The sequence below is a fragment of the Flavobacterium sp. TC780 genome (assembly GCF_056783245.1).
Map to the genome: position 1 here is coordinate 1 of NZ_JBXBAV010000150.1, position 24460 is coordinate 24460.

Here is a 24460-nt window from a genome sequence, read left to right on the forward strand (position 1 = left end):
ACCAGCACAAGCTCTTTTTTTACTAAATAGAAATTATTCCAATTATGCCTATTTCGTGCATTAAAATATTTTGGAAGTAAAACATCTTCATTATTGCCAACAAGTTTGAATTCATAAGACCAATAGGAGTATATTAGATATATTATAAATTCTTTAGTGAAGTTTGTTTTGTTATGATTATTAATAGCTTCTATTTGAGCATCATTTATCTCAATATAACATTGAGTATTATCAATATTATATTTTTCAAGTAAATTATCATCGAAGTTTTGGATAAAAAGTAGTTTGCTGGATAACTCTTCAAAAATTGTTTTTCTAACTTGTCGAACTCTTTCGCGAGTCAAGTCTACTTCTTTTGCTATTTCATCTAGGGTTAGTTCAGGAGAATTAAGATAAATTTTTAAAGCTTTTGTTAAGATTTTAGTTTGATTTTTATCGTAAAAAGCATTTTGATTTATTAGAAAACTGGTCAATTGAAATATTGATTCGGATTCTAGTATTTCATTTGGTATATTATACGATGAAAATGTATTCTGAATAAGAAATTTATTTTTGAGCGAGATTAGATAATTCTCGTTTTCAATCTTACTAACATCTATAATAAAATTTTCAATATTGATAATATAAGTTTCTAATTCCGAAATAGAACGAAGACCAATATTTTTTATTTTTTTTGCATCAAAACCTTCTATAAATAATATTTTATCTGCAAAGTTTTTAATTTTCAAATTATTTTCTAATAATGCTTTTATTCCATTTTGGCTTCTTACTGAAAGACTATTAGTATTTATCTGAATAAAGCTATTTATTACTTCTCTTTGATTTCTAGATAATTCAGAAATAATTATTTTGAATTTATTTTCGATTTTGACTTGAAAATTTTCCTCAAAACCAAAATCAATGTTTTTATATTTGCTATATAATTCAGTTAACTCTTCATTTGATCTTTTGCCACAATTCCTGAGTTTATTGAAAGACCTGTTTTCACGATAAAATTCAATTATTTCTTTAAGAGTTTCAAGTCCATTATATCTACAGACGTTATAGGAACGAACACTTATGTTTTCATTTTTATAAATTTCGTCTATTGTCATTAAATACTTTTTTAAGTTCAGGTAAGTCTTTATTAATAAAATACTTAAAATAAACAGTTTATTTTAATTTATTTTAAGATTTTCCTCATTTACATATAGCACTAATAAAAAAGAGCTACTATTGTTTTAAATTAAGAGGTCTTATTTTGTTGATTATTTTTCAATTATATCTTCTAATGCGTCTATAATAATTTCAGGCGAAATATTTTTTGCTTCTATTGTTGGTATTGTTTCTACTGTATTTAATTGGCGTTGTATTGCTCTAGTTCTTGTTCCTACTACATCATCTAACTGACCAAGTCCAGTTTGGATGTTTTTTTGAGCTTTCTCGATAAACCTCCAAAATTACCAAACTCTTTCTTCACTGCACTTAAGACTTTCCATACTTCACTGCTTCTTTTTTGTATAGATAATGTTCTAAAGCCCATTTGTAAACTATTTAAAATAGCCATTAGAGTTGTTGGTCCGGCCACTGTAATTTTGTATTGGTCTCGCAATTGATCCACCAATGCACTGCGTCTTATTACTTCGGCGTAAATACTTTCAAAAGGAAGGAACATAATGGCAAAGTCAGTTGTATTAGGCGGGTCGATGTATTTGTCGCTAATGTCTTTTGCCATTTTACGGATTGTAATTTCTAAATTTTTTGTTGCAGCTTCAATATCTTCAGGAATTGCATTTTCATAAGCATTAATTAAATGCTCGTAGGTATCTTTTGGGAATTTAGCATCAATAGGCAAATACACAATACTACCTTCATCTTCACTTTTGCCTGGAAGTTTAATGGCAAACTCAACACTATCACTACTGCCTTTTTTCGTTTTAACATTGGCTTCGTACTGATTGGGTGCCAAAATTTGTTCCAACAAGATTGCCAACTGTACTTCGCCAACACCACCACGCAATTTTACATTGCTCAAGACTTTTTTGAATCCACCTACATCAGCTGCAATAGTTTGCATTTCGCCCAATCCTTTTTGCACTTCAATCAATTGCTTACCAACGGTTTCAAAACTTTGACCAAGTCGTTCACTTAATGTTTTTTCTAATTTTTCTTCTACCGTAACTCGAATGCTTTCAAGTTTGGTTTCTGTGTTTTTAATTAGTTCATTTTGTCTTTTCTCCAATTCTTCAAATTTTGATTTTTGAAGTTCGTTGAACGAAACTATGTTTTTATCAAATGTTTCTCCAAAACCGGTGAACGATTTTGTTAAAGATTCACGCATTAGTGCAGTATCGCCTTTAGCTTGTTCATTTAAGTCTTTTAGTTTTTCTTCAACTTTGACTAAAATTTTATCTAGCTGCTCTACTGTTTTTGTGGTTAAATCGGTTTGCTCTTTTTTTAATTCATCAAACTTAGTTCGTTGTTCTAAAGTGAAATCCTTTAGGTTCGAAGTAAGTGTTTCTCGATTGGTTTTATTATTTTCTTCCAGTTTAGTGGTTAATAATTCAATTTTATCCGCTAATGTTGTATTCATTTCTTTAAGAGCGTTTTGGTTTTGCTCTGTAATGTTTTTAAGAGTTTCAGATAATTCCTTTTTGAAATCTTTTAGTGTATCGTTGAGTTCAGTTCTGTTGTCCTTGGCAATAGTTGCATTTTCCTCACGATTGGTACGAAAATCCTCTTTTAGGTTTGTTTCGATTTTTGAAAGACTAGTTTGTAGTTCAACTACTTTGTTTTGCAACTCTGGCAATTCATTTCCGCTTTTGCTCCTGAAAACAATAATTAGTATGATTGCTAAAAGCAACAATACACAAATGATGATTAGTAAGATTGTTTCCATTATTTATTGATGAATTAAATATATTCCTTTTAGGAGATTATTAAATAATTTTCTTAACATTATCGATTAATTCAATAATGTAGTAAATATATAAAAAAGCAATCGAAAGAAAAATGAGGAAAACCGTAAACGGATGAAAAAAGAAGCATAATAGTGAGGCTCTTCCGTCTTATCAAAACAAATTTTGAATTATTTCTTATTTATATCATGGATTTTAAATTTTGAATTAAAAATTAGTTTTATTCCAAATTGTTGTTTACTAATCTGGTTCATCTTGCTCAAAGCTCAATACCCCGTCTTCAATAACCAAATTGTGCAATTCATACATCAGTTTCTCGACAATAACATTCATCTGAAGAGCCCTTCTTTTTTTGAGCTTAGACAACTTATGATGAAGGGTCATATGCTTATCTAAATATGGAAAGAAATCAGTCCAGAACTGCTCTATAAGATAATTATACTTTCGTATGTCTGAATCTGCATAGAGACATAACTGCCATAATGTTTGATTAGAAAGATAATTAGGCAGGTAATACATTTTTACAAAAATGTACGTCCTGCAAAATGACATGAAAAATAATGCGAAAAAGTATTCTAAACCTTGATAGTTCTCTTTAGTATTACTGGCTATTGTAAAAAATTGCATAGCGATATCTTTGGTCGGCTTATAATAAAAATGCAGATCAGCGTGGTAAGTATTATGAGGAATCTCCCAATGAAATTCAGGAAGATATTTACTCGATGAATATATCAAATATTCGTTTTGAATAATTCCGGAAAAGAAACTTTGATTCTGATATAGATTAGTCTGTATCCAATAACGGCTGTGGCTTAACAAAACAAAATCATGTTTTTCTCCTATTTTGCTTTTTAAAGACTGACTGATTAATTTTAATTTTTCATTACCAGTCCCCGCAGCTATAAACATCAGATAATAAGTCATTTTCTCACCATACGTAATTTGATGATATAAGTAGATTTCTTCAACTTCTGCCATTTCTAATATAGTTTCTATTGCAGTATCTAAAATTATATTCTTCGGCTCCTTTTCAATTTCACATACAGCCTCATGACTTTCATACAGTCCTTTCTTTATAAGCTTCTTTAATTCGGCAAGCCTTTTTTCCACAAGAAAATAGAGACTTTTCTGGGCAATTCCAACTGCTTCATACATTTCATTTCTATAGATTGCATCATCATCGGCAGTTGCTTCTTTTGCTTTTGCGAATAAATCAGTGAGATAATATTTGTTGTGGTTGTTTCTCACAAAGTATTTTTGAATATCAGGAATGTATTCTATAAGATTATTGATCCTTTCATCTAAACTCAGCAAAGCTGATTTATTTCCTGAATACAGTTCCTCTAAATATTCAAGATCATATTCAATCAATCTTGCATAAGATGTGAAAACACTATTTGAAGAACCTTCTGAAATGAGATTTTTAATCTGCCAGATATGAAGATCATGATCGTGGTAAAAATTATTTTCATACTCATTGAACCTTTTTTTGAATTTTTGCCATTTCTCTGTTCTAAAAATAGAATTTTCGAACTCATTATTTCTGGTAAATTACAGCAGACTTACGGCAGTAAAACGCAATGAAAGGAGAACCTAAAGAATAGTGATGACGAAGTTTTGATGAGAAGATAAAAGCTATATTAATCTGAAGGTGTTCTTTAACTTTTCTTACCCATTTATTCTGCTGAAGTTTTTGCGCATCTATATTATTTCCAATATGTATAATAAGATAGGAAAATGCAGAAGCCTCCTGTCTGGTAAAAAACATTTGGATAATATTATACTGATTGACCAATTGTCGAAGTAGACTTTAAAATACTCGTTTTCGAGTTTTGGAAATGTAAGTTTTTCTGAAGTTTTCATATTGTTGTGTTTTGAAGTTTAGATAAAGGATATTATTCCATTGCAGGATCAATCTGATCAGTTTTCTTGATTTTCTCAACGCCTCTTTCTCTCATCAGTTCCCCTGCATCGAGCATTTTGATTAAATGAATATAGGGTGTCGTCAGGTCAGAGTCAGGATCGCCACCATAAGGAGACAATGAAAGCTCTATGGTTTCACATAAGAAAAATTCAAACTCTTGCAGTGTTTTCTCGGCAAATGCATTTTGAAGCACCAAAAAAGGATTGTCGTATTCTTCCTTAGTCAGGGAAGAAAGATGAAATACTGTCTCACAACGGGAGGACTCTTTCACTTTCCATTTTTTGTTTTTCTCTTTCAGGCAGTAACAGACTTTAAGAAAAGAGCAGATAGCAGTGTAAAAGACAAAAGCATTGCAGGGTGCATCCTGTTTGAAAACTTTTCTCTTATAGCAGTGAAGCACCGCATCACTTAAATTCTTTTTATAATAATCAACATGTGCAAAGTCAAAAATAGCGTCAAATGCCTCAAATGGATTTCGTGCCACAAACCCCGCCCAAAACCTTGTTTCGAAGGATATTTTATTCTTTTTCATAGTGTGGAGATTTAAAATTCAAAAGCGAAGTTCCACTCGTTCAAAAGGATAATCTAGTCAAAAAGCGGATATAATATCTGATAAAAGGGATATTGTACCGGATATTTTTTTTATCTTTGAAACTCAGAATTTTTAATCCAAATGGCTTTATCTTTGAGCCTGTAGAAAATTGAAACTCATAATGGAACAGAAAATACATCAGGGAAGAAACGTAAAACGTTTTAGAGAAATGCTTGGAATCAAACAGGAGGCATTGGCTTTTGATCTGGGAGATGATTGGAATCAAAAGAAAATTTCCATGCTCGAGCAAAAAGATGAAATTGAAGATAATTTACTTAATCAAATATCAGCTATATTAAAAATTCCAGTTGAAGCTTTTCAGAATTTTGATGAAGAGCAGGCTATTAATATCATTTCAAATACTTTTCACGATGAAGCATTCATCGGTAATTCTGGTGGCACTTATAATGTTAATCCAGTACAAGAAATTTTAAAGCTTCATGAAGAAAAGATTGGTCTGTATGAGAGGATGTTGAAGGAGAAGGATGACATGATGGCAAGGCTTGAAAAATTAATCAATAAATAATAACTGAGATAATTCCCATATTTTTGATTTCTTATACTGTTGTATTTTTATATTAAATCATCTTTTTATGGCTCTCTTTCTTTTTCTTTTTAGCAATTCATCATCAACACCTGGATCGATTTCAAAGGAAGGAGATAATAAAATAGATGCTAATTTTTCGGTGTTAATCTGCCAATCTGCCAATGACGGTTCAGTTTGTTTCATTTGATTGGCTATTTTATTATCAGCACTAAATAATTCATGGAGTTTTAAGTTTTGATCAACTTCACCCGCTTTGAAATCTATACCTGATTGTTCATGAAAGAAGTGATTCTCCTGATAAAACCTCCTTTATTTATTATTGGTAAAACTTGAATAGCAAATTTTATCATTCGCTCTTGATATTCTTTTAAATTCTTTGGTTTTATCATCAAAACATTGAAATGAGCATTCATAATTTGTTTTTTTATATCACCAATATTAATCGATTCTAGTTCTATTTTTTTATTGATTTCATGCTTGTCCTGAGGGCTTCCATTTTTTAAAATATTTTGATTTTGAAATTTTTCAAGTTCTTTTCGTTTATAATTAAAATGTTCATCAAAAGTCTTTTCGTTTGAATCGATCCATTTAACTCTATCAAATCCCACTTGATATTCGTTATTACCAATTTTTCTATTGGTTTGTTTTTCATTACAAGTAGGGCTTAATTTTAATATTTGTGTTTTATCTTTTCTGGAAACAATTATGTGAATATGAGATTGCAGTCCCTTTTTATACTCTCCGGAAATTTCTTTTCCATTAATAACCTCTTTATCTGTACCCTTGTATTTTCTAAAATGCTCAATTTTAGCAAAATAAACCAAATCAGCTCCTGTTTTAATTCCCTTGTCTTGACGATTAAAATTCAAAGCATAGTTATCCATTACTTTGCGTCCGTAATCTCTTATAAGATTGTTAAATTGCTCTAATTCAGATAAATTTAAGTCAAAAACACTCGTAACTTCTCTTTTACCAGTAGCCAAAAAGGCAATATGATTCAACTCATTCTCGCTGAAGCTAATTGTTGGGGCAAAATATTTAGCATCATTTGCTCCTAATTTTCTTTTATTATTATCGATGGAAGTAATAACATCTATCGTGCTGATATTAATCTCTGAAGCTGTAAAGAATCCTTGTTTTCTATTTTCTAGCTGAAATATTTCACTCATTGAGGAAGACTTTTTGATGATTTTATCTAATTCTTCATTTTCCTTTTCTAAGTAAATAGCCAAGTTGGAACAACTTCCTTTATTGTCAGCTCCAAGCGTACTATGTGGTTTAGATATTGGCATTATGAAAAAAGAGATTTAATTTTATCCAAAGTGCCGGATTTGTTTTTGTCGTCTAATAGTTTACAAATAATCAAAATCGCTTGTCTGTTTTTTTGTAATTCAGAAATTATCATTTTAGTCCTTTCTTGATCATTGCTATTTATTTTGTTCAGGTTCTCTAAATGAGCTTTTTTTATTTCAGTTGTTCGTTCTGAATGTTGATCTAAGAGTTTATTTATCGAAATAATTAGCTTTGATATTTCTTCTTTTTGGGCGTTTTGATAATTAAAAACATCTTGTCTTAATGGTTTCAAAATATCTCTTTCTTGAACTTTTAAGAAAGAGACTATCCTTTTATCTAAAGCGGCAACCATTAAAGCTGGATTTTTATTTACAGCATCTTTGGGATCGATACCTGTTTTTTTGAAATAATAAATCATTTCTTGTATAAGAGTGCCTAAATTCATTCGTAAACTTTCAGATAATTTACCAAGTTCTGTATGCGCTTTTTCATCTATAATAATACTTTTTTTAGTCATAATTATAATTTTTAATTCTGTTAATCAATCTATTACGTGTTGAAATATATTTTAATTATAAAATATTATAAACTTCATTTCTAAAGAAAGCCTTATTTTCAAGGCTTTGGCCTCGCAGAGCAAGTAGGATAGGGGTTTTTCAGCCCCTGTCCTACTTGCTAATTACATTACTAGTATAAACTCTTTAAAGAATGATGTTCACACACAAGTCTAACCACTCGTTTTAGTTTTTAAAATCAAGAAATCATTTATATCTTTTGAGCCATGAAACAGGTACCTAATGTCTTTACATCTTGCCCCCGTTGAATTCCACTTCTTTAAACAATTTTCTGTTGCATTCGAACCCGCAACATCGTTGTCAAGCGCAAACAAAAGTTCAGAATAAACACTTAATACTTGATCTGCTTTCGAAAGCATTGATAGAGAATTTAAAATCAAGAAATCTTTTGACTTTTCACATTTTGGATACAACGTCAATAATGAAATGAAATCCGACCATGATTCTAAGATTATTAGGGATTTATTACTTTTGTTAATCCATGTAAACCATTTTATCCCTAAACATAATTTTGCATATTTATTTCGAATTTCAAATTGATTTTGATCATTCCTAAATCCCACACCAAAATATTTCCTATCCTTTATTCTATAATACACTTCATCTAAATACCTTTTGCATATTTCAATGTTCAATTTTCTTGTATTTAAATAATCAATTAAAATTCTATTTTGTAAAAGTTGAATTCTTTCCACACGATATTGCTTTTCTTTTTTCATCTCCAGAAAAATATTTTGTTTAGGCGGATCAAAAGAAAAAATAACATCCTCATTTTGTAGCCATCTAACTGCCTGCAAAAAGCCAATGGAAAAATACTTCATAATAAAGTCCACAGTATTACCTCCAAAACCTTCACCAAAGTCATAAAAAAGATTATGCTCACATTTCACAGAAGGCGTTTGCTCATTTCTCCAATCAGCTTTAAACCAAAACTGTTCTTTTTTCTTTTCAATGACTTCAATATTTAATCTTTTCAAAATATTAATCATTGGAATATTTCTTAATTTCTCTATATCGTTCACTATAATTTGAATTTTTACCTACCTAGCTACCTAAAGAAATTGGACAGTTATAATAAGCATATTAAAAAAAAAGTGCTTTATTTTTGATTTACCTAGTTTACCTAATTTAGGTAAGCCAAGTATTGATTATCACAGGTACCTACCTAAATAAATTACTTAAATTCAACTGATTAAGATATAATTAGGTAACTAGGTAAGTATGTTTAAGAATCTGTAAATCCCCAAGGCGAATCCTTAAATTTAGTTTTTGCTAAATATCCATATACTTGACGTTTTGCATGCTTGATTCTGGTAAAATTGTACTTTTTTAGTGCCGAGCCAACTTTTTGAGCATTTAATTTATGCCCCATAACCTGTAGTTCTGTTACAATTTCCGATGGTGTCCTAAAATCTGAAAGATTATCACTAGTCGAATAGTATTTTAAAACAAATTCATTCTCTACTGTTTGTACAGTAAAACGTTCATTTCTCAATTCATTGACTTTTATTTCTTCCTGAGTTAAATCTGATTTAAATTCTTTTTGATATTTAAAAATATGGTAAGCTTGTGACCAAAAATCATCGATATTAAATTCTTTGCTATAGGAAAAGTCAATCTTCTCAATAACGCTAAAAATAATCCACCTGACAGAACCTGTATCATCGCATAAAAATTCCGCACGATTTGTTGATGCTAAAAATGAACAAGTCCGATAGAGTAAAGTTGACTTATCCGCATAGGGTAAACGCTCATTAACAGAAACTTGACTTATAAGTGCTTTAATAGCATTGATATCATATCTTCCCATAACATCTAATTCTTCAACATTAATAATCAAAGACTTAGCTAGCTTAATACGTTCATCCCTTCCTATTCCTAAATTTGTATATAAATATTTTTCAAGTTGAGTTGGACATAGAAAATTTAAAAAATAAGATTTACCAAAACTTTGGCCTCCTTCTAAAACTAATACATGTTTATTTATAGCTTCCTTCAGAAATACCGTTTTAACAGCACGAACTGCCCATTTAAGAAGGTGGAGGTGAAACAATTCATTATCGTCCGTATTTACGTAGCTAGCATACCTTTTGACATGGTCTTTGCCCTTCCAAGGTGGTAAGCTTTTAAAATACTCTATCAGTGGATTAATACGCTCCACAAAATGCGACTTTAAATATGTTTTAAAAACTTGTGGACTAACATTTAATTTTTCTCTATGAAGATGTATCAAAAGAGAGGACTCGTTAAAATCGATTTTACATGCAGAGTTTACATCAAAAATTTCATACTCCAATGCAATTTCATTAAACTTGATTTTAAAATACTTAGATAATTCTTCCTGAATTTTGTCATACACAGAATCCTTGCGTGAAGACACATCATATACGCTTATTTCTTCCATAAATAAATAATTGATGAATGAGCATAATGCCAATATTTGCATATACTCTTTTCAGTTACAAAAAAATTTCTAAGCGCTCAAAAGTGAATTTTTGAACACTTATTTTTTTAATTGTTTGGAAAATTTAGACAAAACTTCCTCATCTGAATAGACTTTGTGCTTTCTTATCCATTCAACTATCTCAACTCGATCGAAGAATAAAGCTCCGTTGGTAGGCTTGTTATGTGGGATTAATTTTTTAGCAGATAATTTGTGAATCGTACTATCTGAAAAGCCTGTATAGTTCATGAGATCTTTAATAGTGAAAATCTCTTTTTGGAACTGATTCCCTTTTGTAATCATCATTTTAATTTCATTTAACTGTTCAATAATTTTTTGTGGGTTCATAATTTTTGTTTTAGAATTATGAGGCTAAACTATTGGAATGAAACTAGATGAAACGTGGAATTGCGACTTGGTCACATAATAATTCGGGGAATTTACATTTTTTGAACACTTTCGTATATTTTTTTTTGACAGAGGGTAACGGTTATTCTATTTTTATCGGATAATGATTTTTCATTTACAGGAATATATTTACCGGCTTTTTTATATTGTAACAGAGAAGCTATACTTTTTTTAGGTATTACACGGTTTGAATCTAATTTTATCAAGAAAAAGGAATCATAAATTCATTGATAAAAGCGTGTGTTTCCTGAGCACTAATTTCTAATTTAAAAAAATAATTATTCTTAGATTTTTTTAAGCAATTAGCAATCAAACTTTGAAAGTCAATTAATAATGTGTCATCGTTAAATAGTTCAATCTTTTTAAATTCAACATAATAGTAATTTATTGCTTCTCTATTAGCATCAATTAAATCAGCTACTTTTTTCTCAGACATATTGTTTGAGGACTTTGATGTATTTTGGAACTGAGATAAATTACTATTTGACTTTTCTCTATTATACCGATTAAAAATATTATCACCTTTTAAAAAATATATAGATGATACAGTAAGTAAAAATGAAAAAATAACTCCAAAAATTAGAAGTATTAAATAGAATAAAATAAAATTACCATTGTATAATTGAAAAGCACTGTGTATAACTACCAAAAAAGGTAGTAGCGGGGCAAAAATAAGTGAAACCTTTTTGGATCTTATTTTGGTATCTACCTTTTGTATTCGTTGATGAAGAAAGAAAAAAATTTTTTCAATTATTCTTGCCATAACGCTTAATTATTTTTACTTTTCAAGTAAAAATACTAAAAAAATATAGCTAATTGAAACAGAATGAAAAGTTTACTATCTTTGCGAGGTCAGCAATTTGTTATACATATATTGTACTGATGAAAACAAAAAAGCCTCTACATTGCTGTAAAGGCTTGGTTTTAGTAGTGGTCCCACCTGGGCTGGAACCAGGGACCACCTGATTATGAGTCAGGTGCTCTAACCAGCTGAGCTATAGGACCGGTTTTGAGGTTGCAATATTACCACTATTTTTCATTTGTAGCAAATATTTAAGCATGATTTTTACATTAATTTTGTAATTAATTTTGTAAAAATCAAAACTAGCTGATTTTTAACTATCTAATTCATTCATTAGATCCTCAAAATTATTTAATTTCTTGACATAACTCTATCAAAACTCCATTTGTGCTTTTCGGATGCAAGAAAACAACGAGCTATTATCGGCTCCTTTTTTAGGAATTTCGTTTAAAACCACAAATCCTTCACTTTTTAAGCGCTCTACTTCAGCAACGATATCCGTTACATCAAATGCTATATGATGAATCCCCTCTCCTTTTTTGTCAAGAAATTTAGCAATGGGACTTTCTGGACTAGTCGCTGCCAAAAGCTCTATCTTATTTGGTCCGCTTTGAAAAAAGGAAGTTATTACCCCTTCGCTTTCCACCGCTTCCGATTTATAAGCAGGAACCCCAAAAAGCTTTTCAAACAAAAGATTCGAAACTTCTAAATCTTTAACTGCAATCCCTATATGTTCTATTTTATTCATCATCTTAATTATTGATTAACATAGGTATTAAAATAACCACATTCGGCAATTACATCTTGATAATATTTTGTATCCGAATAATCTTTTTTCAATATTTTAAAATTATTCCATGCCAAGAAATTTATCTGATCCTGATCTGCAGTCCACCAATTTGTCACCGAATTATACTTTTTATTATAATATTCATTTCGCTCGCATTTTGCCAACATATAAACACATTTTGCCTTTTGCTCTTTTGTAGTAGCGGCTTCCAGTGCTTTTTGGTAATACATTTTAGGCAACGAACAATTTGTGATCATTTTTTTCATAGCATCTCTAAATGAATACGGACTTGAACCATACCCTACAATTCCGATTTCATAAAAACTTCTCCCGTTTCCAAAATGAGTTATATTATAAAATGCATTTCCTAGTAACAAACTGTTTGTATATACATCTTCATTTTTAGCTAATTTGTCCTGCATTGCATTTATTGTAGTTAAGAATTCTATTTGAGAATACTTCTTTTTCTGAGGCATAGCATGGTCACAATCATGACAATCTTTTATATTTCCATTAAATGGATTCCCGTAAAAAACCGCATTTTGCAACGTATCAGTTTGCTGCATGAAAGCAATTGCTTCAGGAATTTTATTTTGATATGTTGCCTGTATTGCTTGGAAATTATTAATATTATTTAAATTCAAATTATAAATACTAAAACCTATTTTTTCTATTTCGGTTTTATTCGGCTTCGCCAAAAATGCTTTCATCCCTAACAAATTCTTTTCGACATCATAAAAAGAATTTCCTGCTCCCCGAATAACTATACGATGAAGTATTAGCAAACAATTCTGCCATTACATAATTTTTCTGCTCTTTATAAAGTGTCATCAAGTACATTCTGCTCCAACTAGAAGCATTTTCATAACGAAAATCACCTACATTTTGCTTTGGGAGTTCCTGATACAACCAATTTAGATCTTTAAGAATCGTTTTCTCATTTTTAGAACTTAACTTATCTATTTTACTCATATTATTTACAAAACGAAGCAATCTAAGTTGATTATTAGCCAACTCTGTTTTGGGCATTGTTTTTTCGGCTTTCGTAAAATTTTCATCTGCTTTAGCAAACTCTCCTTTTAATGTTTGCAAATACCCTAAAGCAGTATTCCACAAATAAGGTTTCTCTGTATTTCCTGCTGCAGCAATTTTTAAAACTAGATCAAATGCTTTTGCATTAATTTTACTTTTATTTGCTTCTTTATTTTCTGCAACTGTCTGTTTTTTTGAAGGCTGATCATCATTTGTGCTTATTTCAAATGAATTATTAATCCCTTGTTCCTGCTGATTAACCAATCTTGTAAGCAAATAATTCAAATGTTCATTTTTAGGGTCTAATTGATAAATTTTATCGATTGCTTGCGCTTCGTCTTTATAATAACCATGAATTGCCCAAAGTGCAGCTTTATCTCTATTATTTTTGGCCATAGCCAAAGATTTATTCCAATCAGCTTCATTTTCTGGGCGAAAACTATAAGCTGTAACAACTCTCATTTCTGGGCATTTATCAAACACTTGTGCATATAAATAATTAGATGTCGAATATTTTCCTTGCTGATGATTTATTCCTGCCACATAAGATAGCGCACGATAATACAGTACATTTTTAGGAACTGCTGCTTCTGTTTTATTAAAAAATGCAATTGCTTTTTGTTTGTTGCTACTATAAAAATAAGCTTTCATAGTAAGGAACCAATATCTGTTTTTCAAAAATGGATCTGATATAGTATTATATACATTTTCGATAGATTGAATCATTTTAAAATCATCAAAAGTATTAGCCACTCTTGGCTCATAACTCCAATAATCTTCTCCTACTGAAACCGTTTCTATTTTTTGTGCTAAATACAAAAACTCGATAAATGCCTTGACTTTATCATCTTTCAAATTTATTTTCTTGCCCCAGTTTAGAGAAGCCTGATTTTGTTTCTTCGTTTTATAAAAAACATGAAGCTTCTCAATTTCATCCTTATACACTGTAGCCTTATCTTTATCATACGAATATCTTGACGTATTATCCCCAATTAGAAAATGACTTACTGTAGCAGTATCAATTTTTGTTTTTAAATAGGTATTCCAATCTGATTTAATATCATCATTAAATCAAGAATTGTGTTCGGTATCAAAACCAATCCCATAAAAAACCTCACCCGATAAAAATAATGGCCTGTATGATTTTTCAACAAAAGTTTCAGGAGTAAAATTAGAGCTATACCCCATTCCCCAATCATCACCGCCTCCACAAGCATAAATTACACCGTAAGCAAATAATAAAACACCACTAGAAACAAGAAAGAACTTGTTTAAAAATATTTTTTTCATAATTTTTTAAATTGAATTCATCTAAGTCGTAAAAAATAATCTCTTTAGGATATTGAGCTGCATTCTCCTCTAAATCGGAAGCCATTTCTAATAAATCATCCTTCGATATTACTTCTATTTTTAAAATATCTCCTTGTTTGTAAAAAGTACCTTTTTTATAATTGGAGTACTTTACAGTAAAATATTTTTTTTGACTTTGCACAAAATTAGTATCATTTTGCAAATCTTTTATATCTATTTTACTTTTTAATCCTATTACCTTATTCTCCCGAATATGAACTGCCCAAGAATAAATTGGCAAAGCAAAATCAAGCGGCAAAGGATATTTCTTCAAACTTTTTATGTATCGTTGCGCAATTCTTCTATCATAAATTGAATTAAGTGAATCAGGCGCAATTGTCCCCATATTATAATACATTAAAACACCCGAATCGACATTTGGAATTTTAGTCTTTTCAAAATATTTTATCTGATGCAATCGTATCGTAGCTGAAAGTTTTTTACGAGATATCTTCTTAAAATATTCTATAAATTTCAAATAATTTGTTTTACTTGCCAATGTCCAATCACAATCGATTTGGATTTCCTGACAAGAAATTCCGTTCTTACTATTTATTAATTCGATAAAATCAAATGTTTTTTTTGCCAAATCTTCAACATCAATTCCTTTTTTTAGCATCACTTTATTTTTGATGTACACCACTGGAACTATCGTTAAGTTTTCAGTTTTATTCTCAAAATGGACAGGACTCAACGGAAATGGCTCTTGTGTTTTTGGATGCAAATCAACATCAAAATATCGGATATAAATTTTATTGATATTATTTTGCTCTAAAACCTGCTTTTCTTCTGCAGACAATTTAAAAATAGTTTTCCAATAATAAAAAGCGGCAACTGGTTTCTCTTGCTTATTACATGAAATTAATAACAAAAACAAGACCCCAAAAATAACGCGAAGTTTCAAAATATTCTAAATTAAATTTACTGCCAAATGTAAGAATACATTTTATTTTATTAAAAAAAAGTTAGAACTGTTTTCTTTAAACAAAGCCAGACTCTTTATATTTTTTATAAAACAACAACTCCTAATAATTCGATAAAAAATTTCGATTAAAGCAAATATAATTGTTATTTTGTGGATTCAAAATCCAAACCCATTATGTTGAAGAGCAACTCAAAATATATTTTCTTTTTATTAACCTTATTGATGGCGAGTTGCGCCAAACGCGGAAGTATAACTGGCGGGTTAAAAGACACGCTTGCTCCAGTCTTACAATCTAGTATTCCCAAAAATTTCAGCACAGAATTTAAAGGGAATACAATAAAATTAACCTTTGATGAATATGTGAAATTAAAAAATGCAAATAAGCAATTGATTATTTCGCCGCCAATGAAACATGAGCCTCTAATAACTCCTACTACGGCAAGTAAATTCATCAACATCAAAATAATTGACACTTTACAACCCAACACTACTTATAGCTTCAATTTTGGACAAAGTATTACCGACAATAATGAAGGGAATCCATACAATCAATTTAAGTATATATTTTCTACAGGAACTTATATAGATTCCTTAGCACTAGGCGGAAAAATTAAAGATGCTTATGACAAACAAGCCGATTCATTTGTATCTGTAATGCTCTATGAAATAAACGACAGCTATAAAGACTCTATCGTTTATAAAGAAAACCCGAGATACATCACCAACACATTAGATAGCTTAAAAACATTTAGATTAGAAAATTTAAAAGCAGGAAAATATCTTTTGGTCGCTTTAAAAGACAAAGGAAACAATAATAAATTCAACCCAAAGGACGACAAAATAGGCTTTATAAAACACCCTATTACCATACCTAACGACACTATTTATGAATTGGAATTATTCAAAGAAATACTCCCTTTAAAAACACATAAACCTGCTCAAGTTTCTGGAAACAGGCTAGTTATAGGATACGATGGAAAACAAGACTTCAAAAACTCAAAACCGAAAATTGTCTTGAAAAAGAATGATGAAATTCTCCCTTCGATCGTTACACAATTTCCAAAAAAGGATTCCTTACAAATTTGGTACAAACCACTAAAAGCAGATTCGCTATCAATAGAAATCAATAAAGACAGCTACAAAAAAAATTACACCTTTAAAATAAAAGATCAAAAGTAAAGATACTTTGCGTATAAGCGCACTACAAAACGGAATTATACATTTTAGAGACCGATTTACACTAGAAAAGCGCAACTCCTTTAGTACATTTTGACGAGTCAAAAATAAAATTAATAAATAAAGACTCTGTTGCTGTTCCTTTCAAAACTGAATACGATGATTTTAATCAACAACTGTTTTTAGAATTTAAGAAAGAGCCTTCCGAAAAATATGCATTCACTCTTTTACCTGGAGCGTTAACTGATTTTTATGAAAAAACAAATGACACTCTAAAATACAATCTGACTACTAGAGCCACTGCTGACTACGGAAACCGAACTTATTTTAGAGAACGTAAAACGCTTTCCTGTGATTATAGAATTAACAGATAAAAAGGGAGAAAAAGTTCTTACTAGCGAATACACTGAAGGTAACACAAAAATAGAATTCAATCTTTTAGAACCTACATTATTTACACTTCGCGCAATTTACGATGACAATAAAAACAAACAATACGACCCGCGAGGGAATTTCTTAGAAAAGAAATACGCTGAAGAAGTAATTTATTTCTCAAAAGAAATCGATGTTAGAGCCAATTGGGATGTTGAACAAGTTTTTGACTTGAGTATCCCCTACACTCCCGAACCTGAAAATAAGAAAACAGATAAAAAGAAATAAATTATAATCCTTCGATTGTAAAACTATCCTTATCATTTAGGAAAGCAAGCTTTTTTCTTGTTTCATACATTTTCTCTTTATCTAATTCAACAACAAAGACACCTTCGGCTTCCTGAGGTTTAATTAAATATTCCCCTAGAAAATCGATAGCTTGCGAATGTCCAATGTGTTCAAATTGATGATAATCTAATCCTACTCTATTAACTCCTATCGAATAACATACGTTTTCAATAGCACGGGCTTTTAGTAATGTGTCCCACGCATTAGTTCGTATTTTAGGCCAATTGGCCACATACAAAACTAGATCGTAAGACTCTGTATTTCTAGAAAAAACAGGAAATCTAAGATCATAACAAATAAGCGGACAGATCTTCCAGCCTAAATAATCTACAATTAATTTCTGCGTTCCTTTGGTATAAACTTTATCCTCACCTGCAAGGGTAAATAAATGGCGCTTGTCATAATGTTGCAATTCTCCCGAAGGAAAAACAAATAACAATCTGTTATAAAAATTACCATTCTCTTCAATTACCAAGCTTCCAGTAATTGCTGTTTTTTTAGTTTTAGCTAATGATATCATCCACAAAACAGTTTCCCCACGCATAGTTTCAGCTACTCGAGAGGGATTCATGGTAAATCCTGTAGTAAACATTTCAGGAAGTACTACCAAATCAACCACTTCGTTGATCTCATTAATTTTTTGCTCGAAATGATTTCGGTTTTTCTCAGGGTCTTCCCAATGGAGAATAGATTGAATTAGTGCAATTTTCATATTGTAAATATACTATTTTTAGATAAATCATCTTATTAAACTATAACATAAAACTACTACTTTTTTAAAAACTACTGAACTCAGCAAACATCACGCTTTCGCAAATAAAAAAACATTATGTGAAAAAATATTGCAAAAATATTGCAATATTTATGCAAAAAAATTTCAATGGATAAGAATTAATTATATATTTGGCAATTAATTAAAAACCTATAAAACCTAAAACCACCCTAATTATGAAAAAAAAGTACCCTCCAAAAACCTTCTAGAGTCAACACTGCTCTATATATTGCAAATTAACCTGCAGTAAAAAAATAAAAACCACATGACTACCCTTATACTGTCATAACCTGTTTTTGTTGAAGCTATGATTAAAAAAAATAGCAAGAACTCCTAAAAAGAATCAACCAGAAAACCCATTGATACTACTAGGCAGAATTATAGAATATAACAACCAATAATTTATAATACACTAACAAAAAACCAATACAATGAAACAAACTATTTTAATGATTATGTTTTTATTTACTGTGCAAATTACCCTAGCACAAGTAAAGACAGTCAAAGGAACTGTCACCGACTCTAATGGTATTTCACTACCAGGAGCATCAATAGCTATAAAAGATGAAAAAGAGGTGTAACCACCGACTTTGATGGTAAATTTTCTATAGAAACACAAAAAGGAAAAACACTAATTATATCATTCTTAGGACTAGAAACACAAAATGTACTTATAGGCGACTCTAACACTATTAACGTACAATTAAAAGAAGCCGCTGCAACTGCACTTTCTGGAGTAGTAGTTACCGCTTTAGGAATAAAAAGAGAAAGAAAAGAACTTGGCTATTCTTTTCAAGACATAAAAGGAAAAGAACTAGCCACAAACCCAACATTGAGTATTGCTCAATCATTATACGGAAAAGTTGCAGGGGTAAACATCTCTCAAACTGCAGCAGGTATAGGTGGTAGCTCACGTGTTGTTATAAGGGGAAATAGATCTGTAAGTGGAGACAACCAACCATTATATATTGTTGATGGAGTTACTCTAGGAAATACTGGATTAGCTGGAATTACAGATCCTAAAGCTGGAGTATATGCCGATGGATTAGATAATGGAGATGGATTATCCAGCATAAACATGGATGATATTGAAAATATTTCAGTTTTAAAAGGCGGAGCAGCCAGTGCGCTTTATGGAGAACGTGGCGCCAATGGAGTAATTGTAATTACAACAAAAAAAGGAAAAAGAAACTCTTTAAAAGCCGAATGGAACAGCACAACCACATTTGATCAAGTTAGCACAAAATACAAAGATTTCCAAACACAATACGGTACAGGATCAGACGGACAACTTCCAAACCCCAATGATCTTAGCAGTATTCAAAATAACACAACAAATGCTTGGGGACCAAAATTTGGATCTCCAGATGTTATGGTAAGAATTTTTGACGGCTCTTACAAACCATATCAAAATATAAAAAACAACATAAAAGATTTTTTTAGAACCGGTGTTACTATAAACAACAGCTTAAGTATTTCAGGAGGTGGCGAGAATACCACTTATCGAGTAAGTTATTCCAATCTAAACGCTACAGATGTTATACCAAAAAGCGATTTAAAGAGAAATACATTTACATTGGGTGTAAATTCCCAGATGAAAAAACTAACAATCGATGCTAAATTTAGTTACATTGTAGAAGACACCAATAACAGACCTGCTTTAGGAGATGACTCTAGCAACCTTGGCTTATCTGTAGCTGCATTGGCTCCTAATATTGACCAAGCTTGGTTAAAAAATTACGAAGATGAAAACGGAAATTACCGTCTCTGGAACTCAAATGGTTATCGATTAAACCCTTATTTCGTAATAAATGAAAATAAAAACGAAACTGAGAAAAACAGAATAATGGGTAATTTCAGTGCAAGCTATGCTATTACAGATTGGTTAACTGCTACAGGTAGAGCAGGAATTGACAGATTTAACTTTAAAGGATTCGACTTTGTGAATGCCGGAACTACATGGCCAGGAAGAGAAAAAGGCTCTTTAGTTAATAACGACATTACATTTCAGGAATACAATACCGAAGCTTTATTAAATGCTCAAAAATCAATAGGTGATTTCAATATATCTTTAGGAGTAGGTGCCAATCAGCGTGTTTCTCAAAGAATCGTCACAGGCAGTACTCTTACCAACATGATTATTAAAGGGGAAAACAAGCAATCCAATTTCCTTTCAAGTGTTTTAAATCCAAAGACAAATGACGAAATACTTGTACGCTCATTATACACCTATTTAAGAGCTAATTACAAAAACTATTTATTTTTAGACTTCACAGGCCGCAATGATTGGAACTCAACATTAGCCTCTGCAGCTAGCTCAAATTACAATAACAATTATTCGTTTTTCTACCCTTCACTTTCTTCAAGTTTCATATTTACCGATGGTTTAAATATAAACAGCGATGTATTAACCTTTGGAAAAATAAGGGCTTCATGGGCAGGAACTGCAAAAGCATTAGAAACACCGTACGCCACAGCCCTAACTTACAATATACAAGCAAAACCCTTATTAGGAAACCCTATTGGATCAGTAAACACCAATATCATACCTAACAACACCCTAAAGCCTGAATTTACAACTAGTTATGAAGTAGGAGCCGATTTGGGATTCTTTAAGAATCGCATAGAAATAGACCTTTCTTATTACTACACACGAACTAAAGACCAATTAATCATACTAAATACCTCTCAAACATCTGGTTATACTGGAGCTAATGCTAATGCAGGAACTGTAGAAAACAAAGGTATTGAGGCCCTAGTAAAAGCTGGAATCTTTAGAAACGAAAATGGTTTTAATTGGGATCTAACTTTCAACTTTGCTAAAAACAAAAATACTTTATTAGAATTAACAGGAGATACCGATACACAAGTAGTATCTAATGCAAGATGGGCAGGAGCTCAAATTGTAGCTAAAGTAGGGAAAAGTTCAACCGAAATTTATGGCAGAAAATTTGAAAGATCTCCTGATGGGAAAGTTATCATAGGCACAAATGGACTTCCTGTACTAACACAAACATTTGAAAGTTTAGGTCGAGTAGCACCAGATTGGATTGGCGGAATTACCAATGAATTTTCATACAAAGGGATTAGCTTAAGTGCTAATATAGACATGAAATTTGGAGGCAAAATGTACTCCATGACTAATGCCTACGCAGGCAGTACAGGATTATCGAACGCAACCTTAGAAGGAAGAGAAGAGTATAACGGATGGGTTGCCGAACAACTAGCCGCAGGAAAAACACCTGGAGAAATCGCAAAATTAACTCCTACAGCAGGACTTATAGTACAAGGTGTTAAAGTACTCACTGATGGAAACGGCAATGTAACTGGCTACGAAGACAACACTACACCAGTTAACCCTCAAACGTATTGGAGAAGCTTATATGGAGAGACTACCACTGCAGAACCATTCATTTATGATGCATCATATGTAAAATTAAGAGAAGCTTCTTTAGGTTATGAATTCCCTAAAAAATGGCTAAAAGGTACAGGATTCGATAGATTTAAATTCTCTGTTATTGCAAGAAATTTGTGGACCATTTATTCCAAAGTACCAAATATAGATCCCGAATCTACTTATACAAGTGGCAATGGACAAGGTTTTGAATATGGATCTTTACCATACAGAAGATCTTATGGTTTTAACTTACAATTATCTTTCTAACAATCTAATTTAATCAAAATGAAAAAATATATAATACAATTGCCAAAATATGCTTTAGGTGCAATTTTACTACTTACTACAATTAATTGTGCCGACGACGAACTATTTAGAGAAAAAAACACAAACCCTGAAGCTTTTGTAAGTATAGATCCTGCAATACAAATAACTGGGGTAGAAGCAGGATTATCTGGCGCATGGTTTGAACAATGGAGAGCTAACCTTATATATGGTGAAGGCTTAATACAACATCTGGCTGGTTCTTGGGCCGTAACTACTTTTGGCTCTTTCTATGCTGCAAACAGTGATTATCAAGCAGCCCTTTGGACTTCTAATTATGGAGGTGGAATTGTACGCAATCTAGTAGATGTTCTCGAAAAAACAAATGAAAAAACAGAGTATAACAATCAAAATGCTGTTGCAAAAGTCTTAAAAGTAATGGTTTTCCAACGTTTAACCGATTTATATGGAGATGTTCCATATTCTGAAGCAGGCTTAGGCTATCACCAAAAGATTTTCTATCCAAAATATGACAACCAAAAGGACATTTATACAGATTTTTTTAAAGTTTTGGATGAGGCTCAAGCACAAATGCAAACAGGAACTGACCCAATAAAAGGAGATCTTTTTTATGCAGGCGATGTGTCTAAATGGAAAAAAATGATAAACTCATTAAGATTACGTTGTGCTATGCGAATTTCGAAAGTAGATCCCGCATTAGCAAAAGAACAAATTCAAAAAGCAGTTACTAATGGAATATTTACCAGCAATGAAGACAACTGTTACATGAAACACGATTCCTCTCCTGCTGAAACAGCTGGTGCCTTAAATAATGGAAAACGGAATGTCTCATGCATTAAAAGGACCTGGTTCAGTTCAGGAGCGTCCAACCAATATCCTAATAAGTGCATTAGAGAATGATCCTAGAAAAAAAATATGGTTTTTACCAAATGCAACTGGAAAATATGTAGGATTAAATCCGAATAACACCAGAGCAAATCATCCAGGTCCAGGCGCAGATAGCAGATTTAGCGACCCTACAGCCCTATCTATATGAAAACAATGCTCCTTATATGCATCTTACTTACTCAGAAACGATGTTACTTCTAGCTGAGGCTTCTTTTAAAGGTCTATATACTGGAGATGCACAAGATTATTACAAAAAAGGGATTGAAGCAGGAATCAGACAATGGTCTATTTTTAAAGATGCAAGCATAATTGACAATAATGCAGTTACAGCTTTTGTAGCCACAAAAAGTCTTACTCCAGGAAAAGAACTAGAAGAAATTGCTACACAACAATGGCTTACCTTATTTCTTAACGGAATGGAAGCTTACAGCAATTACAGAAGAACAAACTTTCCTGTTTTAATTACAATAACAAATAACAACTCTAGTACAGGTGGAGTTATCCCAAAAAGAATGCCTTATCCTGTAGAAGAATCAACTAGTAACAAAACAAACTTTTTAGCCGCAAGTGCAAAATACAACAACAATAGTTGGCTAGCTAAGGTTTGGTGGGATGTTGACTAATTTACAAATCACAATACATCAAAAATCACTCTTCTAATACCACAAAGAAATAGTGTCGTTCGCAATTTATTTTGAATTGCGGATGACACTATAATTTTAAAATACTTTCTTGAAAAAATAACATAGCCATTTTACTAACAACCAACTTAAATTTCCCCAAAATCATATAAAATCACACATAAAACCTACCCTAGAAACATCAATTTAACAAAAACTACCTACTTCCTTCAATACAGAAAATACAATCAAATATTCAACGCCATGTATTTTTTCAAATTCTAACTTAAAAAAATTTTGATTTTAGCCCAATCACATTTATTCCTCAAAACTACCCAAATCAACAAACATCCGTCTTTTGGGAATAAAAAAACATTAAACAAAAAATACTGCAATATTTTTGCATTGATTATGCAAAAATATTGCAGTATGTAAAAATTAATTATATATTTGATTATTAATAAACATTAATATCTTATAAATCAAATAATTATGACAAAAAAGTTATTTTACTTAGCATTTATTGGAGAAATGGCATTTTCAGTAAATACGTATAGATTTGCAATTAAAAAGCATTTCAGAGAAAGCGATCAAATTTTACATAAAAAAGCTGTAAAAGCTTCTTTTCTAAATGCTGGAATTTATGGAGCTTCACACACAATAGAAGATGCTACACCATATTTAGCCGAAAATCCATATGTGTTCGAGTGGCACATTTGATCAAAAAATGAACCAGATACACACCCAATTCTGGATTGCTTTGTTTGTAGATGAACAAGAAGTTTATGCAAACTGGAGAAGAACTGGCTACCCAATTTTACCCCTGTGAACTTCCCTAGAAACGTGACAAACAGCACAATACCAATATGTTTAAAATACCCAACTGCCGAATACTCTGTTAATTCTGTTAACTTAGCAGAAGCCGTTAAACATCAAGGCAGCGATACATTTAGGTGCTGCCTCCCTAACAACAGGAGCATGTATTAACCTTAGCAATACGTAACTCAACGAGTAGGTACAAAAA

Annotated in this window: 24 protein-coding genes, 1 tRNA gene and 2 pseudogenes; 9 read left to right on the forward strand and 18 right to left on the reverse strand. The window is 31.2% G+C overall.

Features of this window, described 5'->3' with window-relative positions; translation table 11 throughout:
* The 4 genes and pseudogenes from AC1RYN_RS16105 to AC1RYN_RS16120 all read right to left on the reverse strand — a co-directional run.
* A pseudogene (locus AC1RYN_RS16105) lies at window positions 1-1094 on the reverse strand (sigma factor-like helix-turn-helix DNA-binding protein); the annotation flags it as partial.
* A 287-nt stretch (window positions 1095-1381) separates the two neighbouring features.
* The gene (locus AC1RYN_RS16110) at window positions 1382-2878 is read right to left on the reverse strand and encodes a DNA recombination protein RmuC (protein ID WP_481807761.1); all 1497 of its coding nucleotides are present in this window, start codon (window positions 2876-2878) and stop codon (window positions 1382-1384) included.
* A 259-nt stretch (window positions 2879-3137) separates the two neighbouring features.
* Window positions 3138-4268: a hypothetical protein gene (locus tag AC1RYN_RS16115; protein ID WP_481807762.1), complete on the reverse strand. Its 1131-nt coding sequence runs from the start codon at window positions 4266-4268 to the stop codon at window positions 3138-3140.
* Window positions 4269-4792: 524 nt separating this feature from the next.
* Window positions 4793-5353 (reverse strand): hypothetical protein, encoded by a 561-nt coding sequence (locus AC1RYN_RS16120; protein WP_481807763.1) that lies wholly within the window; start codon window positions 5351-5353, stop codon window positions 4793-4795.
* 181 nt (window positions 5354-5534) lie between these two features.
* On the opposite strand from AC1RYN_RS16120, the gene AC1RYN_RS16125 reads away from it, so the two are divergent.
* Complete coding sequence (locus AC1RYN_RS16125; RefSeq protein ID WP_290267278.1) at window positions 5535-5939, forward strand: helix-turn-helix domain-containing protein; 405 nt, start codon at window positions 5535-5537, stop codon at window positions 5937-5939.
* A gap of 57 nt (window positions 5940-5996) precedes the next feature.
* Here AC1RYN_RS16125 and AC1RYN_RS16130 read toward each other — a convergent pair whose 3' ends face one another.
* From AC1RYN_RS16130 to AC1RYN_RS16190, 13 genes and pseudogenes are all read right to left on the reverse strand, one after another.
* The gene (locus AC1RYN_RS16130) at window positions 5997-6143 is read right to left on the reverse strand and encodes a hypothetical protein (RefSeq protein WP_481807764.1); all 147 of its coding nucleotides are present in this window, start codon (window positions 6141-6143) and stop codon (window positions 5997-5999) included.
* A 77-nt stretch (window positions 6144-6220) separates the two neighbouring features.
* Window positions 6221-7252: a DUF5712 family protein gene (locus AC1RYN_RS16135; RefSeq protein ID WP_481807765.1), complete on the reverse strand. Its 1032-nt coding sequence runs from the start codon at window positions 7250-7252 to the stop codon at window positions 6221-6223.
* Window positions 7252-7770: a BfmA/BtgA family mobilization protein gene (locus AC1RYN_RS16140; protein ID WP_481807766.1), complete on the reverse strand. Its 519-nt coding sequence runs from the start codon at window positions 7768-7770 to the stop codon at window positions 7252-7254. Before AC1RYN_RS16140 ends, AC1RYN_RS16135 begins: the two co-directional genes overlap by 1 nt.
* Before the next feature lie 210 nt (window positions 7771-7980).
* Window positions 7981-8850 carry a toprim domain-containing protein gene (locus AC1RYN_RS16145; protein WP_481807767.1) on the reverse strand — a complete coding sequence of 290 codons (870 nt, stop codon included), beginning with the start codon at window positions 8848-8850 and terminating at the stop codon, window positions 7981-7983.
* 203 nt (window positions 8851-9053) lie between these two features.
* Window positions 9054-10232, reverse strand: coding sequence for a VapE domain-containing protein (locus AC1RYN_RS16150; protein WP_481807768.1), 1179 nt, complete (start codon window positions 10230-10232; stop codon window positions 9054-9056).
* A gap of 99 nt (window positions 10233-10331) precedes the next feature.
* Window positions 10332-10619, reverse strand: a complete 288-nt coding sequence (locus AC1RYN_RS16155) for a helix-turn-helix transcriptional regulator (protein ID WP_143376224.1) — start codon at window positions 10617-10619, stop codon at window positions 10332-10334.
* A 262-nt stretch (window positions 10620-10881) separates the two neighbouring features.
* The gene (locus AC1RYN_RS16160) at window positions 10882-11115 is read right to left on the reverse strand and encodes a hypothetical protein (protein ID WP_481807769.1); all 234 of its coding nucleotides are present in this window, start codon (window positions 11113-11115) and stop codon (window positions 10882-10884) included.
* Between the two features lie 495 nt (window positions 11116-11610).
* Window positions 11611-11684: transfer RNA gene (locus AC1RYN_RS16165), tRNA-Ile, on the reverse strand.
* 144 nt (window positions 11685-11828) lie between these two features.
* Window positions 11829-12229 (reverse strand): annotated as a pseudogene (mce, locus tag AC1RYN_RS16170) (methylmalonyl-CoA epimerase).
* Window positions 12230-12237: 8 nt separating this feature from the next.
* Complete coding sequence (locus AC1RYN_RS16175; protein WP_481807770.1) at window positions 12238-13056, reverse strand: hypothetical protein; 819 nt, start codon at window positions 13054-13056, stop codon at window positions 12238-12240.
* On the reverse strand, window positions 13004-14248 hold the full coding sequence (locus AC1RYN_RS16180) for a hypothetical protein (RefSeq protein ID WP_481807771.1): 1245 nt from the start codon (window positions 14246-14248) through the stop codon (window positions 13004-13006). The genes AC1RYN_RS16175 and AC1RYN_RS16180 overlap by 53 nt, the downstream gene beginning before the upstream one ends.
* Window positions 14249-14374: 126 nt before the next feature.
* Complete coding sequence (locus tag AC1RYN_RS16185; protein ID WP_481807772.1) at window positions 14375-14593, reverse strand: hypothetical protein; 219 nt, start codon at window positions 14591-14593, stop codon at window positions 14375-14377.
* Window positions 14553-15452 carry a hypothetical protein gene (locus tag AC1RYN_RS16190; RefSeq protein WP_481807773.1) on the reverse strand — a complete coding sequence of 300 codons (900 nt, stop codon included), beginning with the start codon at window positions 15450-15452 and terminating at the stop codon, window positions 14553-14555. The genes AC1RYN_RS16185 and AC1RYN_RS16190 overlap by 41 nt, the downstream gene beginning before the upstream one ends.
* A 300-nt stretch (window positions 15453-15752) precedes the next feature.
* On the opposite strand from AC1RYN_RS16190, the gene AC1RYN_RS16195 reads away from it, so the two are divergent.
* The gene (locus tag AC1RYN_RS16195) at window positions 15753-16757 is read left to right on the forward strand and encodes an Ig-like domain-containing domain (protein ID WP_481807774.1); all 1005 of its coding nucleotides are present in this window, start codon (window positions 15753-15755) and stop codon (window positions 16755-16757) included.
* A gap of 348 nt (window positions 16758-17105) precedes the next feature.
* Window positions 17106-17414 (forward strand): hypothetical protein, encoded by a 309-nt coding sequence (locus AC1RYN_RS16200; protein WP_481807775.1) that lies wholly within the window; start codon window positions 17106-17108, stop codon window positions 17412-17414.
* A 1-nt stretch (window position 17415) separates the two neighbouring features.
* On the opposite strand, the gene AC1RYN_RS16205 is transcribed toward AC1RYN_RS16200, so the two are convergent.
* Window positions 17416-18186: a nitrilase family protein gene (locus AC1RYN_RS16205; protein ID WP_481807776.1), complete on the reverse strand. Its 771-nt coding sequence runs from the start codon at window positions 18184-18186 to the stop codon at window positions 17416-17418.
* Between the two features lie 491 nt (window positions 18187-18677).
* Between AC1RYN_RS16205 and AC1RYN_RS16210 the strand changes: the two genes are divergently transcribed.
* The 6 genes from AC1RYN_RS16210 (at window position 18678) to AC1RYN_RS16235 (ending at window position 24265) form a co-directional block, all read left to right on the forward strand.
* Window positions 18678-18827: a hypothetical protein gene (locus tag AC1RYN_RS16210; RefSeq protein ID WP_481807777.1), complete on the forward strand. Its 150-nt coding sequence runs from the start codon at window positions 18678-18680 to the stop codon at window positions 18825-18827.
* A 26-nt stretch (window positions 18828-18853) separates the two neighbouring features.
* Entirely contained in the window at window positions 18854-21910 is a 3057-nt protein-coding gene (locus AC1RYN_RS16215; RefSeq protein WP_481807781.1) for a SusC/RagA family TonB-linked outer membrane protein, read from the forward strand.
* Window positions 21911-21928: 18 nt separating this feature from the next.
* Window positions 21929-22828: a SusD/RagB family nutrient-binding outer membrane lipoprotein gene (locus AC1RYN_RS16220; protein WP_481807778.1), complete on the forward strand. Its 900-nt coding sequence runs from the start codon at window positions 21929-21931 to the stop codon at window positions 22826-22828.
* A 98-nt stretch (window positions 22829-22926) separates the two neighbouring features.
* Window positions 22927-23439: a SusD/RagB family nutrient-binding outer membrane lipoprotein gene (locus AC1RYN_RS16225; protein ID WP_481807782.1), complete on the forward strand. Its 513-nt coding sequence runs from the start codon at window positions 22927-22929 to the stop codon at window positions 23437-23439.
* 489 nt (window positions 23440-23928) lie between these two features.
* On the forward strand, window positions 23929-24156 hold the full coding sequence (locus AC1RYN_RS16230; RefSeq protein WP_481807779.1) for a hypothetical protein: 228 nt from the start codon (window positions 23929-23931) through the stop codon (window positions 24154-24156).
* Between the two features lie 7 nt (window positions 24157-24163).
* Window positions 24164-24265 (forward strand): SusD/RagB family nutrient-binding outer membrane lipoprotein, encoded by a 102-nt coding sequence (locus AC1RYN_RS16235; RefSeq protein ID WP_481807780.1) that lies wholly within the window; start codon window positions 24164-24166, stop codon window positions 24263-24265.
* Window positions 24266-24460 lie beyond the last annotated feature (195 nt).